Here is a 17,375-nt window from a genome sequence, read left to right as displayed (position 1 = left end):
AGGTCAGCGGCCTCTTGCCCAATTCTCGCGCGTGCGGAAGAGGGGCGTTTTCACAGCCAAGGCAACCGCCAGATATACCAGCATCCCTGCAGGGAAGCGGAGGGCCAGCGCCAGCACCCGTGACAAGGTCAGGCGGTGGCCGTCATCATTTTCGAGCAGCGCCGGAAAGAGGTCGGCGACTTCCCTGACGCCCCGGTTCTGCCGCCTGCGCACGCGCACGAGGTTTTGAAATCCCTCGACCATGGGCCAGTGGTAGCGGGCCGGAAGCCGCAGGCGTTCCGCGGGCGTAAAATGCAGGCGTGCGAAAGTATCGTCCGAGATGATATCCGGCCACGGCCCCCAGCGCTCGCGTCCGGGGCGTGACATTGCGAACAGACCGAAACCGGGGGCGCCGCTGCGCACAAAGGGCAATTGGGACCAGACGCTGGCGTAGGACCGGGTGATTGCGCTTTGGGCTCTGGCCACGACGGGCGTCCCTGTGGCGTAACACGCCGTGGCCCGATCCAGTGCAGCAAAAAGTTGCGGCAACAGGTCAGGTTCCACCACGACGTCCGCATCGAGATAGACCAGAATGCGGCCCGTGGCCGCCGCATCCCCCTGATTGAGTGCGCCGGGTTTGCTGCCTTGGTCGCGCTCCAGCACCCGCAGATTCCAGTGTTTCGGGCATTTGGCCATCCGGGCGGTGGCGGCGGTGCTGTCGCTACAGCCATTGGCCAGAACCAGTACCTCAACCCGAACATCGGCCATGTGTGGCGCAGAGGCAAACAGCGCATGCAGGCAGCGGGTGATATAGTCCGCTTCATTGTGAGCGGGGATCAAAACAGAGAGGGCGGCGCTCATCGGGCCGCCTTCAGCACGTCCCAGCGTGGTGAGCTGTCGGACAGAAACCGGAGATGCCCCCAGCTGCCCCAGCGCCCCGGCGTTGCAACGTCGGAGTAGGCTCCGAAGAGTTGCCCCCCCAATTGCGGCCAGGCATTCAGCAGCTGTTGATACAGTTTCGCCATTTCGGGCGTGTAGTTCAGATGCGTGAAAAACGCCGTCAAAGCCTCGTCTTCGATGAGAGGACCGTGGCCCACAACATGCGTCCCGCCTTCGTACATGATCAGATCCAGACCGTGGCGGCGCGCGATTTCGGCATGATAGGGCAAAACGCGGTTGAGCAGATCATCGAGGGTTCCCTCGGCATCGCCGCCATTCAACCCGTCGCGCAGCTCGGCTGCGGCCTGTGCGACGGCCACATCATAGCGATTCTGGTCAATGTAGCTTTGCGCCGCGGCGCCCCTCAGGCCTTTGTCGGCGGCGCTTTGGCGCGCGCGGTCCAGACTGTCAGCGATCCAGGCGCGCACTATGGGTGCCCGTTCCTCCATGCCGAGGGAGGCCCCGAAATAGCCGGTCACGGCATAGGCGTCGAAACTGCGGAATGGTGGCTGACGGGTCGCATCTTCGGCAGTCCACAGCGGCGCGGTCAGGACCTGCTCCTCCAGGCCCAGCCACCCTGTCTGGGTCGACAGAACCCGGACAAGCCGGCCGGACAGGTCCGCATCGGGATTGCCCGCCGAGAACACGTCTGTCCAGATCCCGGCAATTTCAGTGGCGCGCCCGGCATAATACTGAAGCCATAGCCCGTCACTGCCCCAATCGGCCCGGGCCTGTTCATCGGACCAATGCGCCTGTTGAAACTGCCAGTTCCAAACCTCGTTGGAATATTCCACATAGGCCGTGAGATCGGGGTCCAGGCTTTCGCTGACCAGCGACGCCAAATTCCGGGCATAGGTGTCGTCCGCCATATGAGGCAGGGTGAACCAGGGATCAGCCCCGATGCGATTGGCCAGAGCCACGAGAATTTCTGCCGGTACGCCGTTGCGGGTCCAAACGTAATCGTCGCGCTGCGGCCGGTCTTCCCACCCGACTTGTGTCGAATTATTGGTGGCCATCCAATCCATGAACCGCAGCGCCGCAAAGCCCTCGATACGGTCCAGCCAGGTCGGGTTGAAGATTGCACCCTGTTCAACCGCCTGCAGGTCAGCCTCACGGAAGACAGATATGTTGCGGACGTAATTCCCGACACTCTCCGGGTCGCTGCGCTGGATACGAATATCCACGGCGCCTTCACCGGGAGTGAAATCAAAGGTCACCTCGCCTTTCCCGTAGCGTACATTGCGAGCGCGACCGCCGACTTCGACGATGCCGTCACCGTCAAACCTCAGCACATAGCGGCCCGAGAGGCTGGTGGCTGTTTCCGGCAGATCCGTCAGCAATACGGTGCCGATAGATCCGAGCTCGGGCGGGATGCTGAAGGGCCATCCGTTCTGGTCCAGGTAGCCCGCAGTGCGCAGATCGTCCTCGGTGACGCCGCCCCACTGACCGGGCAAATGCCCGATCCATCCACGGGCCGTTTTGAACTGATCCAGAAACGGGGCTTGTGGGCTCCAGTCCCGAACCGCCGCAAGGTTCATCAGGATCGGCTGTTTTGTCACCTCCAGACCAGCATGGCCTTCATGCGCCAGCGACTGTGCATCTGTGGCATTGAGCGTGGAGTTGAACAGGGGCGGGGGCGGGTCCATGGGCAGGCCGACCGGATCCTTCGGCAGAGCAGTCCGGATCACAGAGCCATTGGCGGCGTCGGCGGCGATCTCCTGTAGCCTGCCTGCCAGTTCCCGTGAGGGTGTCGCATAGGATTGCCCCCATTCGGTTTTCAGCACGCGTGGCAGCCCAACAGGAGAGCTGCCGCTCAACATCCCGAATTGCACCAGGCTGATATAGTAAAACCCAATGTCGTTGGGATGAATATCGTCCGAAAACAGATCGTTGATACTGTGGAGGCCGGGTACGGTCCCGGCGTCAATGGCATCCGCCAACCGGCCCAGAGCCTGACCGACCGGCAGGAGACGAATATCGCCGCCGGTGATCGCCTGTGCCTGATCGACAATGCCCTGCCAGCGCGGCAGGTCGTCATCCAGCCGCTTGCGCCAGGGCACGTGACCGCCTTCATCAAAGGGAATGTCCGCGTCGCCGCCGCTGAGAAGGCTGTGCCATCCTTCCTGCACGTAGACTGTGACGTTCGGGTTCGTTTCGGCCGCCAACTGGTAGAAATCCGCGACGGCGTCTTCGGTGTTGCTCCAGCGCAGATGGTTGGTCAGCGGCACGGCTTCGGTGACGACCAACACATCAACCGGCCCCCGTGCCAGCCGCGTGCGGGCATTGATGCCCTGGGCCTTGTCGGCGTGCTCCCAGTTGTAGCGCAGCGGCGCGCCGTTGATGATCTGCGCCTGGACCGTGGGCGGGGTTTCGGATCGCGTCGCAAGAAGCTGTTCCAGCATGCGCGGATTCTCGGGGCCGATCAGCGAGTGACCGACCATGACGATGGCATTCAGAACGTCGCTCAGGCTCATGTGGCCTCCTTGGTTGGCAGGTCCATCGTGCGATCCGGGCGTACCCCTGTGTACGCCAGCCCTGTGACGACCTGCCAGATAATCTCCTGCAAGGCCTGTGCCCCGGCCTCTGACAAGGTGCTGAGATCGGTTCCATCCGCAAGCGTGACACTGTGCGGCAGCCCAACCGGAGAGCGATGATAGAGAACCGAAAAATGAGTGGCAGCAATGATATAGCTGCCCAAATCGCTCAGATGAATTGGGTCCCGCTCACCGGTTGAGGTCCGTGCGAACAGATCTTCGCGCTGCGTCAGTCCGGGAATTTTTCCGGCTTCGGCCGCGCGCGTCACGGCGGCAAGCACCTGACCGCCGGGGATCAGATAGAGGGGCTGGTCCCTGGCGGCCCGAATTTCACGGCCCATCAGCGCGCCGAGCCAGAGGTCGTCCAGATCGCTGTCGATGCGGGACAGCCAGCCATCGGGATCGTCGAGCTGGTGCCAGGTCTCATAGAGATACAGGCGCGTGTTCCGGTTTCCGCTGCGGGCCAGTTCGGCCCAGCGGTGCAAATAGTCACTGGCGGCAAAATATTTGAGTGCGTCGCGCAGCTCGACCATCTCGGTCAGAATGACCGCGTCATAGGCGCCGGATCCTATGGCATCGCGCGGCGCCCGCCAGAGCGGCGGCGCGTTGACGAGATCGAAATCGACAATTGTCTCCTCCGGCTCCCAATGGGCGCGCAGCGAGGTGCCTGAGCCCAGCTGCAGATGATAGCTGTGACCGGCTCCGGCAAACTGGGCCAGCAGATGCGGAATATCAGCGCCCACCAGAGAATGGCCCAGGTGATAGACATGCATCGGCTTCTTCGGGCGGGGCAGGGCAGGCGGCGCCGGCAAGACTGCGCTGGGCCGGGGCCCAAAAGCCCGGCGGCCCCAAAGAGCGAGGCCTCCGATCAATCCGAGCGCCGTTGTGGCCAGAAGAGTGCGGCGGGAGAGGCGGGAGCGGTGGATCATGGCTCCGGCGCGTCCTTTGGGATGGTGACGGCTGTGATGATGACCCCGGCGCCGATCGCAAACCGACCATGGAGCTGGTCGCCCCCGCGATATGGGAACTGGTCGCTGGTGAATGTCGCCCGAAACGTTCCGGTCCCGGTGTCCATGCTCAGTTCCATCCCGTCGAACCCAAAATACTTCTGAGATCGGGCATATTGCGCCTTGTAGGCGGCTTCCTTGGCCGAGAACAGCAGCTTGCCCGCTCGTCCCGGATCGGCCTGGCTGGTCATCCAATCCTGTTCCCGGGCGCTCGCGATCGAGGGCCAGAGATCGGACGCCAGGGGCGTATCCTCTTCAACGTCCAGCCCCAGTCCCAGAAAGCGGTGATCCGGGGCAATTGCAGCCAGCGCGCAGCTGCGGCAATGGGTGATGCTGCCGACCACACCGCGCGGCCAAACGGGCGCGCGTTTCGGGCCGATGAGGATCGGGGCGGGCGTCAGGTTCAACGCGCGCATCGCCTGATGTGCTGCGGCGCGACCGGCGGCAAATTCCCGTCGCCGTTTCTCGACCGCTTGGGGTGAGAGGCAGGCGGCCTCTTCGGCAAAGGGTGCGGGCGGCGTGCCCTGCGGATCTTCGGCGGCACTGGCAACCGTCTCCGGCAGGAGTGGCCGCAGCAGCCCCAGCCGGACTGTGGTCTGGGTGAACTCCGGGGCGGAAGAGGGGGGCGGCATCATCCGTTGCGGACCTTTCGGTTCGCCCGCATCGCGCGCCTTTTGGACATGGTGTCGGACCTGTCGGGGCCGGAGCCGACGGATACCGAAGGAGGGCGCGCGACAGGCGCGGGCTGCCCGGACAGCTGCTCGATATGACCGGCGAGCCCTGCGAGGGTAGGGAAACGGAAGATATCGGTGATCGACAGGCGCGCTGCGGGCAGGGCCGCCCTGATGTCGCGATGCGCCTGAACGGCCAGCAACGAATGGCCACCGAGGGCGAAGAAATTATCCTGCCGCCGGACATTGGACATGCCAAGAAGGTTCTTCCAGATCATCGCGATACGCTGCTCGGCATCTGATGTCAGGGAGTTTGCGGGCGTCTCGGGTACGGTCTCGGGCATATCTGGCGCGTGACCATGACCGGGATGCGGGGCGGGCAGTGCCTTGCGGTCAATCTTTTTATTCGGCGTCAGCGGAAACTCATCCAGCGTCACAATGTGAGATGGCACCATAGCCCCCGTCAGGCTTTGCGCCAGCAGCGCTTTTACACTGGCCTCCGGTTGGGGCGTTGCAGAGATGACATATGCAACAAGACGTTCGTCGGCGCCGATCCTGCGCGGGACCACAACAGCAGCCGATATGCCGTCAAGCGCGGTCAGGGCAGCCTCGATCTCGCCCAGTTCGATCCGCTGTCCCCGGATTTTGACCTGATGATCGGTGCGCCCGAGAAACTCCAGCCGCCCGTCTGTGGTCCAGCGGACCAGATCGCCGGTGCGATACATCCGGCTCCCTGCTCGAAAGGGATCAGCCGGGAAACGCTCACCGGTCAACGCGCTGCGGTGCCAATAGCCGGCCGTGACACCGGCGCCACCAATGCAAAGCTCTCCGGCTGCGCCGATGGGGACCGGATGATCCTGCGGGTCGAGCACATAGACCGAGGTATTGGCAATCGGCCGCCCGATGGGGGCAACGCCGGTCGGACAGTTGGTGAGGGTTTCGGTTGTGGACCAGATCGTGGTTTCGGTCGGACCATACATATTGTGAATGACAGCATCGGTCCGATCCTGGAGCAGTGTCACCAGATCTCCGGGCAAGGCCTCGCCCCCGACCAGAAGATGTTGAAGCTGGCGGAGAACCGGCGCCGCGTCCGGATCTGTTGCAATCATCCGGGCCATGGAGGGTGTGCATTGCATATGGGTGACGCCGTGGCGCAGGATCTGAGCCGCGAGCGAGAAGTCATCCTCTGCCGGGGCCGTCACGCGGTTGGACGCGCGAAGCACCTCCGCCAGAGGCGCCAATCCTTCCAGCACCATCTGAGGCTCAATACCGTAGTCGATGAGGCAGGCGATTTCATCCACGCCGATGCGTTTCAACTCCTCCACGCGGGTGACGGCGTCGTCAACCGTGCCAAACAGGCCGGAGTCCGCGAAGTAGCGCTCAAAGGCGAAATCAAGGATCGCCTCAAGCTCATCAGAGGCGAGGCTGCCAAGGTCCATTTCAAAAGGCGTGTTGACGCCCTTGGGTTTTTTGAAGGCGGGAAAGGCCCAGGCGTATTGCTTGATCAGGCCGGCAGCCGATCGCAGGTAGTCCTTCATCGGGGCCCGTGCAACCTCGCGCGCGGCGGCGCGGGTCTTGGCCAGATAGGTATGCAGCATCAGCGTGACCGTGAAATCAGCGGGATTATGGCCGGCCTCTCGCAGGGCGCCATGGTAGAGTGCGATCTTCTCGCCGACCTCCGGGATGCTCTGGCCAAGCAGATGGGTCAGCACATTGGCCCCGGCAAGGCCCGCCTCGCGCCAGGTGTCGGGGTTGCCTGCAGTGGTGACCCAGACGCTCAGCTCCGGCGAGATCGGGCGCGGTTGGGTCACGACGGAATGCAGGCTGCCATCCTGACGGGGAAACGCGACGTCCTCGCCGCGCCAGAGGGCGCGGACGGTCTTGATGGCGTCGAACAGGGCCGGTTTATTGGCCGGTGGCGTGTTCTCCGGACGCAGAATGAAATCATCGGGTTGCCAGCCGGAGGCAAAGCCGATCCCGCTGCGTCCGCCGGTCAGGTTGTCGATGACGGCCCATTCCTCGGCAATTCGGGCGGGATGATGCAGAGGTGCAACGCAGGACCCGGCTCTGACGGCGATGTTTTGTGTGACGGCGGCGACAGCAGCCCCGGTGACCGATGGGTTCGGGTAGGGGCCGCCAAAGGCGTGAAAGTGGCGCTCGGGGGTCCAGACGGCGTTGAAGCCATGGGTGTCGGCAAATTTCGCCCCTTCCAGCAGCAATTCGTATTTCTTCTCGCCGGCCCCGTCGTCGTTGCCCCAGTAGTAGAGGTTGAAGTCCATCCTGCGGTCGCTGAGTGCCACCGGCCCGTTGGCCAATTGCAGGCGACTGTCATCACTGGACAGCACCAGTTTGAAGCCACGCGCCAACGTCCAGAACAGTTCCAGCACGGAGATATCAAAGGAGAGACTGGTCACCGCCAGCCAGCTGTCACCGGCCTTGTGCGGAATGCAGGCATCCATGCCGGAGAAGAAATTGACGACATTTCCGTGGCGCACCATGACACCTTTTGGCAGGCCGGTGGAACCCGAGGTGTAGATCAGATAGGCCAGATCCTGCGAAGTGGCGCCGCCATTGAGGTCCCTGTCGGGGTGCGGGCTGAGGTCGAGATCTGCCAGATTGAGCACCGTCGCGGTGCTGTCCGGCAGCTCTGTCCGCACTCCGGCGTCCGTCACGATCACCTCGGCCTGACTGTCGCGTATAAAATGCGCGATCCGGTCGGCGGGATAGGCAGGGTCGAGCGGCACATAGGCGCCGCCGGCTTTCAGAATTGCCAGGGTCGCCACCACAAGATCCATGGATCGGCGCAGATACACGCCCACATGCCGACCGGGGCCGACGCCGTTGTCTTGCAGATGCAGCGCAAGCGCATGAGCCCGGGCATCCAGCTGCGCGTAGGTCAGGCTTTGATCTTCGAACACCAGCGCCGTCGCAGCAGGAGTGCGGGCGACCTGTGCCTCGAACGCCTGGTGGATCGTCGGGGGGGCAGATACATCCACCTGGGTGGCGTTCCAGTCCTCCAGCATCAGCTGCAGTTCTGCGTCGGGCAGCACCGGAAGCGCATGGAGTGGCGTGTCGTCATGGGCCTCCGCTGCGGCCAAGAGGGTCGTCAGCCGTGCGGCAAGATATGACAGCGCCATCGCAGAGATTTCGCTCGCCCGCGCCGACAGACGCAGGCTGTTGCCCTGTTTCATCAGCGCAAGTTTGGCCGCCTGCGGGGCTGTCTCCGTATCGAGGCAGAGCGCAACCGTGGGCGGTGCGTGCGGTGGAATTTCGGGCGCGCGGGCAATCAGATCCTCGGCAAAGCCGCCATCCGTATTCGCACGATCCAGCAGCAGTGCCATTTCTGCGCTGACGTGTCCGAGGGTCTGGTTCTGCTCGGCATTGAGCGGCACCCAATCAGCTATGAACCCGTGCCGCGCTGCACTTTGGATGGACGGCAGATGCAAAGCGATCGAACCTGAGGTTTCGCCGGTACTGCGGAGCATACACGCCAGCACAACCGCCATGAGCCGGGCAGATGACAGATTGTCCGGCAGGGGGATTTCGGTTTCGCTCTGGCCACTGGCCTCGGGGCGCGGCTGCGTCGCGGGCAGCGCCATTGGAACGGGCAGGGGCTGCATCTGCGCAAGATGGCGGCGCCAGAATGGCTCTGGCTTTTGCGTGCTGCGGAGCGCCGCCTCCAGGGCGCGCATCGCCGGAGCCTCCCACCGAGGCAAAACCGTACCGGCCCGGATCTGGTCAGGAAGCGACAGGGGGGCTCCCGAAGGTGTTTTCAGATCTGACAGGGAAATCGCACCGTCCGCACAGGCCACCGTCAGGGAACGATCATCAACGGAGAGAACCTGACCAGACACCGCGTGAGGGATCTGCGCCGAAACATCCGCTTTTGCCGCGCCGACCAGCGCCACGTCTCCGCCCAGATCAAGTTTGGCCGCATAGAGAGGGGTCCAGTAGCCGCCCATGTCGAGCCCCCGCACCATCCTGACCAACTCGGCCACCGGCTGGCCAAAATTCAGCAGGCCGCCACCGGCGGGACGGTCGGCGCGGGCGTGGTAGCGGCGTTGGCTCAGGTCCTGGGGCTGGCGCCGCAGGCTGCCGCTTTCCAGCTGCTCCAGCACCTCGGTGAAGCTGTCGAGGGCTGCCCCATAACATTTCGAGTTCAGACTGAAGGCGGTATCATCCGGCGCAATGGCGAACCGGCGCTGTGCGAGAATGTCGCCTTCGTCGACACCGCCTTCGATCAGATGCCAGGCGATGCCATGCTCTTTGGCCCCGTCGAGGATGGCCCAGTTCGGCGTGTTGAGACCGGCACGTTCGGGCAGGGGACCGTCGTGAAAGTTGATCGCCCCCTTGCCTGCGCGGGCGATCACCGCATCCGGCAGCACCGCCAGGTTGGCGATGGAAAACAGCCAGTCGACGTCGGCGGGCATATCATCCGGCGCGCCACAGGTCGCAAGTCCCGCATCCTGCGCCCAGCTCAGGATGTCAGAATTGTCGCTGACGACGCCGCGAATGTGATGCCCACGGGCCATCAGCGCCTCGCAACAGCCGATCAACAGGGATTGGTTGCCGATCACAACAGTCGAGAATTCAGTCACTTGGACTCCTCCGAAAGAGAACCCGGGCCGCTGTCCGGGGGCTGGGGCGCGCCGGGGGAGGGCTGCGCCCGCCTCCGTCCCAGTAGCCGTTTCACGTGGTGACGTAGTAGATCGCCGTAGAAATGCGCATTCTCCGCCCTGGGTTTGGCCGACACGGCGCGCCGGACGCCGTAGACCGCACCACCGGCCAACCGCGCAAGCGTGGCCCCTGCGGCATAGGCCCTGCCGTGGACAGAAGTGAAGTAATGCAATCGGGACTCGAACCAGAATTCCGGTGTGCGGGGCCAGGTTTTCATCCCGGTCGAGGCCGACCCGACGTGAATGACGGAACTGTCGGGCACGTAAAATGTGTGCCATCCGGCTTGTGCGGCGCGATGGCAAAGCTCGGTTTCTTCGAAATAGAGAAAGAAGGTTTCGTCAAAGCCTCCGACACTCTCGATCACCTCGCGCCGGATCATCAGGCTTGCCCCGGCGGTCCAGTCAACGCGTTGGGCGTGGTCCGGGATCGGCAGGGGGACGATGGCGTGGGACAACACTCGGGAAATCACGCCGGTCCGCGCGGCGCCTTCGAATTCGCTGGCGATTGTCGGAAACCGGAACAATGTGCAATGCGCCACGCCGTCCTCGCCCTGAACGAAAGAGCCGGCAAGCCCTGCATCGGGGCGGTCGCGCAGAAAGTCCCGCAATGCGCGGATACAGCCCTTCTGCGGGAAGGCATCCGAGTTCAGCAGATAGTAGAAATCGGGCGCTGCTCCGGTTGCCAGTGTCGCGCCGAAGCCGATGTTCATACCCGCGCCGAAGCCACAATTGTGCGGTGCCGCTTCGATCCTGAGCCGCCCATCGGCGAGCCAGCCCCGCGTCCGTGCCCCCTCCAGGAGCTGTTCATAGGACCCATCGCCAGAACCATTGTCGATGATCAGAACCTCGCCGGGCAGTCCTGTCATATCCTCGAGCGCGGCGGCGGCCGCACGCAGCGTCATCGCGGGCGTGCGGAAATTCAGGATAATGGTGAGAACGGTTTCGCGGGTCATGACCTACTCCGCCGCCCGCGTCACAGGGAGCGGGGTGTGCCCCATTCGGGTGCTTCGGGCGAGCTGCTCGCGTATCGCTTTGCCCAGAACACTGACGTTCGGATCAAGGACCATACCATCGTGATCGCCGGGAACCTCGATCACCTCCAGTGCCGGAGCGAACCGGGTCCAGTCGTTGTCAGGATAGACATATTCGCGCTCCTGGCTGACCCACCTGCCGCCGGTGACCTTCCAGTGCCGGTCCAGCGCCGGCCGGTAGAGCGTGACGGGGCCCTCCCATTTATGCAGATCATAGGTCTGGATGGCGTCGCGAAAGGCCTGTTCGATCTTGTGGTTGTTGAACCCGGCATTGCCGCCCGTGTTACCCGTGTCGCGTGTGGTGGACCGCAGCTTGCTGATTTCCCATTTGATCCGGTTCTGACCCCATTCGGCAAGGAAGCCTGGACCTTTCTGTCGGATTTCTGCCAGCTTGATCAGCGCTTTATCCGCTGCGGTCAGGGAGGGGCGAACCGGAAGGGGGGTGTCCAGCAGGATCAACGCCTCGACTGTGTCGCCGGATGCGGTCAACTGCTGGGCCATGTCCCACGCGGAGATGCCTCCGCCTGAAAAGCCACCGATCAGATAGGGGCCTTCCGGCTGAATGCTCCGGATCTCGGCTATGTAATCACGCGCGGCGTCATCAATCCGGTTGTGGGGGGCCTCAGTACCGATCAGGCCGCGCGCCTGTATGCCGAAGACGGGCCGGTCTTCGCCCAGGATCTGCGCCAGATGACGCAGATTGAGCACATTGCCGAACATTCCGGCGACGATAAAGACGGGGCGCGCCTGCGGTGTCTTTCCCGGGTGAAGTTTAACCAGATGGGTCAATACCTGCGCTGTGGCCGGGGGCCGCGCGGGCGCTTCCCCGTCGCCGGGGGCCTCGCTCAGATTGGGGGCTTCCAGCTCGATCCGCTTGGCAAGGGCCGCGATGGTCGGGGCGTCAAACAGGACCGACATGGGCCATTCCACACCAAAGCTGCGCTTGATCTGAGCAAAGAGGCGCACGGCCACAAGCGAATGCCCGCCGAGATCGAAAAAGCTGTCTTCCACGCCCACCTGCGACAATCCCAACAGCGTGGCAAAACACTCCGCCAGGGTTTTCTCGGTAGCAGAGTGCGGGGCGATATAGTCGGTGTCGAGGTCCGGCCGATCAAAGCTCTGGGTCCCGGTGGCGGGCTGGGGCTGATCCTCCGCGGCGGCTTGAGCGATCAGGGTGGGCAGATCAAGAGAGGAGACGACGATCTGCGACAGTCCACTGCCAAGAGCACGCTCAAGAGCGGCGCCCCCTTCCTCCGGTCGGATGCCGTTGTCGATATTGGCGGCAAGGCGCTGCTCGGCGCGCGACAGGGGATGCTGCATCTCCGCTTCCGAGGTCAGTCCGAGCGCGGCGGCTGTGGTGTCGGTGCGGGCGGGCAGAAGGTCGAAGCCGCCGCCTAGCCTTTGCATGCGGAAATGGGTGATCTCCACAAGAAGCCGCCCCGAAGGATCGCTCAGGGTGATATCAAACAATGCGGTTTCGCCTGTTGCATCCGGATCGGCCAACCGCACATAGCTGACGATCTCGCGTGGCAATGGCGACAGGACCCGGATTGCCCCATAGGACACCGGCACCCAGAGTGCGGTGCCGCCATAGCCCGGGACCAGGGAAAGCGCCCAACCGGTCGCAAGATCCATCAATCCGGGATGCAGCAGGGTCGCGTCCTGATTGGCGGCCTCCGGCAGGCACAGGCGCGCCAAGCCTTCGCCCTCACCGAATGCGGTTGATTTCAACACCTGCCAGCGGGGACCAAATCGCAGGTTGGCGTCTTGTGGTGACCTCAGAGCCGCGCCGGCTTCTGCGCTTTCGCGCAGCGGGCAGCGTGCTTCGATAGCGGCGAGATCCAAAGGCGCAGCGGCGGGGGCAGGGGACAGTGCAGTGACCTGAGCTTCTGCAATGCGGGCAAACCCATCCGCCGTCGCGCCGAGGAGATCTGCGTCATAGCCCCGTTCGGTCGGGATCAACCGCATCACCGCTTCTCGCGGGTTGCCTTCATCGACGACAAAGGGCTGTAGAAAATACAGATCCTGAATTTCGAACGGCGCAGATGTGCCAAGGCAGCCGAGCCCCTCTGCGATCAATTCCAATGTGCCGGTGCCGGGCATCAGGGCTGTACCCTGCGCGGTGCGATGTTCGTTCAGCACCCAATCCCCACAGGCATCGAAGTGGCTCCGAAACACAGGGGCTCCTGATCTGTCAAAGCTCTGACTGTCCCACAGGGCCGCATCGCAGGGCGCCGGGGGCGTGGGGTTTGCGCCGCCCCGCCTTTGGGCCATCGCCTCGGCGGCCATCCCGGTCTCGGCCCATACCCCCCAGTCGATGGCAATGACGCGGGTTTTGCCGCCCCGCCGCGATTTGGCCCAGGCATTGAGGTACTCATTCGCCGCCACATAATCGACCTGACCTGCGGGTCGCGTGACGGTGGAGGAGGAGGAAAACAGGACCATCACCTCCAAGGCACCATCGGGGAACACCTGATCGAGCACACGTAGACCGCTGACTTTCGGAGCGAGCACAGCTGCGATTTCGCGCTCGGTTTTGGCCAGAAGGGGCGCATCGTCAATCCGGCCCGCAGCGTGGAACACGCCGGTCACGGGGCCAAAGGCCGCTTCGGCGGCGTCCAGGGCCGCGCGCATGTCCTGCAGATTGCAGACATCGCCGCTGAGGGTCAGGACCTCGCCGCGCCCGCTGGCTTGCAGCTGCTGCACCGCCCTGATGCGGGTGGATGTCCGGTCGTTTGGCCCGTGCTGGCGCAGGTAGCGATCCCAGTCTTCGGGCGCGGGCAGGGCCTGTCGCGACAGCAGGGTGATACGGGCATCAAAGTTCTGCATCAGGTGCTGGGCCACTGTGATGCCGATGCCGCCATAGCCGCCGGTCAGAAAATAGTGGCCACCAAGACGCAGCGGCAGATCTCCCGGCTCCGGGGACGAGAGCTTCGCGGGCCGATAGGCGAGTTCGAACCGCGCCTCACCCCGCCATGCGGCAGCGAGATCCGCGGGATCTGCCAAAAGCTCCTCCAGCAGTCGGGAGGTGATATCAGCGGCCTTGGCCCCCTGCAGGAATGCTGAAACACGGCGCGGGGCACTGGCGGGCAGCTGGATGTCGCATGTTGCAACCGTGACGCCCGGCACTTCGCGGGGCAGGATGCCTGCGGGGCCCGCGATCATCGCTTTTTCCGGATACGGCAGCGCCTCGCTCCGGATCTGCGCCGCGCCGGTGGTGAAGACGCTGATATGGACCGGCTCTGCCATCTCGGCCGCAGCCAGCGCCTGGCCGAGACCCGTGAGCGACAGCATGCCCATCTCGATGTTTCGGACAAAAAACGACGAGCCCGGACGGAAGCTCTCTTCTGCGGTGACGAGCCAGAAATGCGCGATCCGCTGCGGCAGCAGGTCGGCGCCTGCAAGGTCTGACAACAAAGCCTCATATCCCAAACGCCCCTCTTCCGGCGCGATCTGGTAGAGGTCGGGGGCGAGCTGTGCATAGGTGTCGCCGGGCCGGACCCGGACAACCTGATGTCCGGCGGCCAGAAGGCGATCCGCACAGGCGGCCGCCTGTCCCGTTGGATCTTCAAACACCAGCCAGCGAAACGAAGTCTGTGCCAGCTCCGCGTCAAGCTCGGCGCCGCAGGCCGCGCTACGCGGCAACCAAACGGGACGATAGCCCCAATCATCCATATCATCATGGCGGGCCGGTGGTTCGGGCTGGGTGTCCCTTGCCGGTCTGCCGGGTTCGATGAAATAGCGTTTGCGTTGAAAGGCATAGGTCGGCAGGGACAGGCGCTGTCGGCGGGCATCTCCCCAGATTTGTGACCAGTCGGCCTCTCGTCCGCAGGCCCAGAGCCGACCTATGATGCCGAAGAAATAGGCATCATCCGCAACATCCTGATCGGGATGGCGCAGCGAGCTGAGAACCTGTCCGGGTGACACGGCAGGCGCCATTTGCGCCAAGGCGCTGAGCGCTTTGCCGGGGCCAACCTCAAGATAGATCCGGTCGGCCGTGGCCGAGAGCGTGTCGAGACAATCGGCGAAGTTCACCGTGTTGCGCAGCTGGGCAACCCAGTAGTCGGCACTCGTGGCCTGTTCAGGGGTCAGCGGTTTGCCTGTGCGATTGGACATTACCGGCAGGCGCGGTGCCTTGAGGTGCAGGCGGCTCAGGAACTCCCGATAGGGCGCAAGGATCGGTTCCAGCATGCGGCTGTGGGCGGCGATATCGATCGGGATAGGCTGAAAATCCACCGAACGTGCGCGCAGCGTGTTTGCCAGCGCCTCCAGCCGGTCAGCGGGGCCGGATACGGCGGTCAGGTCGGGGGCGTTGACGCTTGCGATATCCAGATCATCGCCGATCAGCTGTTCGACTTCGGCGCGGGAGAGCGAAATCGACAGCATGCCGCCCGGTTCGATTGTGTCAAACAGCTGCCCGCGCAAATGGACCAGATCGATACAATCCTCGAAGGTCATGACCCCCGCAAGACAAGCGGCTGTGTTCTCACCCATGGAATGGCCGACCATGGCCACGGGCTTCACCCCCCAGCTGATCCACAGTTGCGCCAGCGCGTATTCCACGATCATGATCAGAGGCAGTTGCACCGAAGGCTGAAGCAGCGCCGCCTCGGCGGTGTCCTTCGCACTTGGTTCCGGCAGCCACAGGGACCGGATGTCAAAATCCACCTTGTTCGCAAGATGGTCCAGCCCCCGGTCCATCCAATCGGCGAAAACCGGCTCCGTTTCGTAGAGATCGCGGGCCATTCCGGTATATTGGGCGCCGCCACCGGGGAACATGAACACGACCTCCGGATCGGCCCCGAGGTGATCATGAGTGAAAACCTGCCGGGGATTGCCGGCCTCCAACAGGTCAGCCGCCTCGGTCGCGGAATGCGCCACCACGGTCCGGCGTTTGGCAAAACCGCGGCGCCCTTCCTTCAGGGTGAAGGCAACATCGGCCAGATCCGCATCGGGATTTGCGCGCAGATAGGACACGAGGTTGCCTGTGTTTTCCTCCAGCGCCGCCTTGGTCTGCCCGGACAGGCATATGATCTGAAAGGGGAAATCACTTTCTTCCGAGGGGCGGGGTTCGGGTGCCTCTTCCAGAATGGCATGGGCATTGGTGCCGCCTACGCCGAGCGCATTGATCGCGGCGCGCCGGGGCCCCTTGTAGGAGACCCAGGGAACCAGCCGGTCATTGACCCGAAAGGGGGAGGTTTCAAAATCTATGGTCGGGTTGGGGCGCTCAAAACTCAACGAAGGTGGCAGCGACGTGTTGGCGAGCGCCAGAGCGGTCTTGACGAAACCGGCCACTCCGGCGGCCGTGTCCAGATGCCCGATATTGGTTTTCACCGATCCCAGCCGGCAATAGCCCTGCGCGTCGGTGTGATCGCGGTAGGCCTCGGTCAAGGCGGCGACCTCGATCGGGTCACCGATATAGGTGCCGGTGCCGTGGCATTCGACATAATCGATGGTATCAGCGGGGATGCCAGCCGCCGTCATGGCCTTGCGCACGGCGCCGGACTGACCGTCAACAGAGGGGGCGAGATAGCCGGCCTTGGCGGCGCCATCGTTGTTGATCGCCGACCCCTTTAGTACGGCCCAAATGTGGTCCCCGTCGGCAATTGCATCGCTGAGCCTGCGCAGCGCGACCGCCCCCGCACCTGATCCAAACACAGTGCCTTGCGCCCTATGGTCAAAAGCGTGGCAATGACCGTCCGGCGACAGGATCTCGTTTTCCTTGTAGAGATAGCCACGGCCCTGCGGCAGCTCGATGGTCACGCCCCCGGCCAGGGCCATCTCACATTCGCCATTGCGAAGCGCTTCTGCTGCGTAGTGGATGGCAACAAGCGACGTGGAACACGCGGTCTGCACGTTGACCGAGGGGCCCTTCAGGTCGAAAACATGGCTGACCCGGGTGGTGAGGAAATCCTTGTCATTGCCGGTATGGCGCAGCAGGAACATGCCGACATCGTCGACCAGATCCGGGTTCGAACAAATGTTGAAATAGAAATAGCTGCCCATGCCACAGCCGGCATAGACCCCCACCTGACCCTTCAGGCTCTCCGGTGTATGTCCGGCATCCTCCATCGCAGTCCAGGCGACTTCGAGGAACTTGCGATGTTGCGGGTCAAGAATGGCCGCTTCCTTCGGTGAGAAGCCAAAAAACTCCGCATCAAACGTGTCATAGCCGGGGAGCAGGGCAGCCGCCGGAACGTAGTTGGGCGCATTGATCAGCTCCGCAGGTTCGCCCGCCTGCAACAGGCCGTCGTGGTCCAGCACGTCGATGGATTCAATGCCATCGCGCAGGTTGGTCCAGAACTCCTGAACCGACGCCGCGCCGGGCAGGGCAACGGCCATGCCGACAACCGCGATATCCTCCGGGTTGATTGCGGGGTGGCGCGTCAACGCTGGATGTCCCATGTGCGTATTGTCCTTTGGGGTGAAAACACCGCAGCCTCTTCTACCTAGTTGAGTTCCGGCCCAAAAACAGCGAGCATCTGAATACCCTCAATACAGGGACGTCAGCCCCAGATACAGGGACCATGATGCGCGT

At 63.5% G+C, this 17,375-nt stretch carries 7 protein-coding genes; all 7 read right to left on the bottom strand.

Going from position 1 to position 17,375, the window contains the following annotated elements:
• Positions 1–3: 3 nt before the first annotated feature.
• Positions 4–840: a glycosyltransferase family 2 protein gene (locus tag FGE21_RS12475; RefSeq protein WP_139663624.1), complete on the bottom strand. Its 837-nt coding sequence runs from the start codon at positions 838–840 to the stop codon at positions 4–6.
• Positions 837–3,392 carry a hypothetical protein gene (locus tag FGE21_RS12470; protein WP_139663623.1) on the bottom strand — a complete coding sequence of 852 codons (2,556 nt, stop codon included), beginning with the start codon at positions 3,390–3,392 and terminating at the stop codon, positions 837–839. The genes FGE21_RS12475 and FGE21_RS12470 overlap by 4 nt, the downstream gene beginning before the upstream one ends.
• Positions 3,389–4,225 (bottom strand): hypothetical protein, encoded by an 837-nt coding sequence (locus FGE21_RS12465; protein WP_370285671.1) that lies wholly within the window; start codon positions 4,223–4,225, stop codon positions 3,389–3,391. Before FGE21_RS12465 ends, FGE21_RS12470 begins: the two co-directional genes overlap by 4 nt.
• A 152-nt stretch (positions 4,226–4,377) precedes the next feature.
• On the bottom strand, positions 4,378–5,094 hold the full coding sequence (locus FGE21_RS12460) for a 4'-phosphopantetheinyl transferase (protein WP_139663621.1): 717 nt from the start codon (positions 5,092–5,094) through the stop codon (positions 4,378–4,380).
• Positions 5,091–9,728: a MupA/Atu3671 family FMN-dependent luciferase-like monooxygenase gene (locus tag FGE21_RS12455; protein ID WP_139663620.1), complete on the bottom strand. Its 4,638-nt coding sequence runs from the start codon at positions 9,726–9,728 to the stop codon at positions 5,091–5,093. Before FGE21_RS12455 ends, FGE21_RS12460 begins: the two co-directional genes overlap by 4 nt.
• A complete protein-coding gene (locus FGE21_RS12450) occupies positions 9,725–10,759 on the bottom strand; it encodes a glycosyltransferase family 2 protein (RefSeq protein WP_139663619.1) in 1,035 nt (344 codons plus the stop codon). The genes FGE21_RS12455 and FGE21_RS12450 overlap by 4 nt, the downstream gene beginning before the upstream one ends.
• A gap of 3 nt (positions 10,760–10,762) precedes the next feature.
• Complete coding sequence (locus FGE21_RS12445) at positions 10,763–17,242, bottom strand: type I polyketide synthase (protein ID WP_139663618.1); 6,480 nt, start codon at positions 17,240–17,242, stop codon at positions 10,763–10,765.
• Positions 17,243–17,375 lie beyond the last annotated feature (133 nt).

It is taken from the genome of Phaeobacter sp. B1627 (assembly GCF_006265095.1).
Lineage (GTDB): Bacteria > Pseudomonadota > Alphaproteobacteria > Rhodobacterales > Rhodobacteraceae > Epibacterium.
Note: the sequence above shows the minus strand (reverse complement) of the source record. Positions and strands in the feature narration are given on the sequence as shown.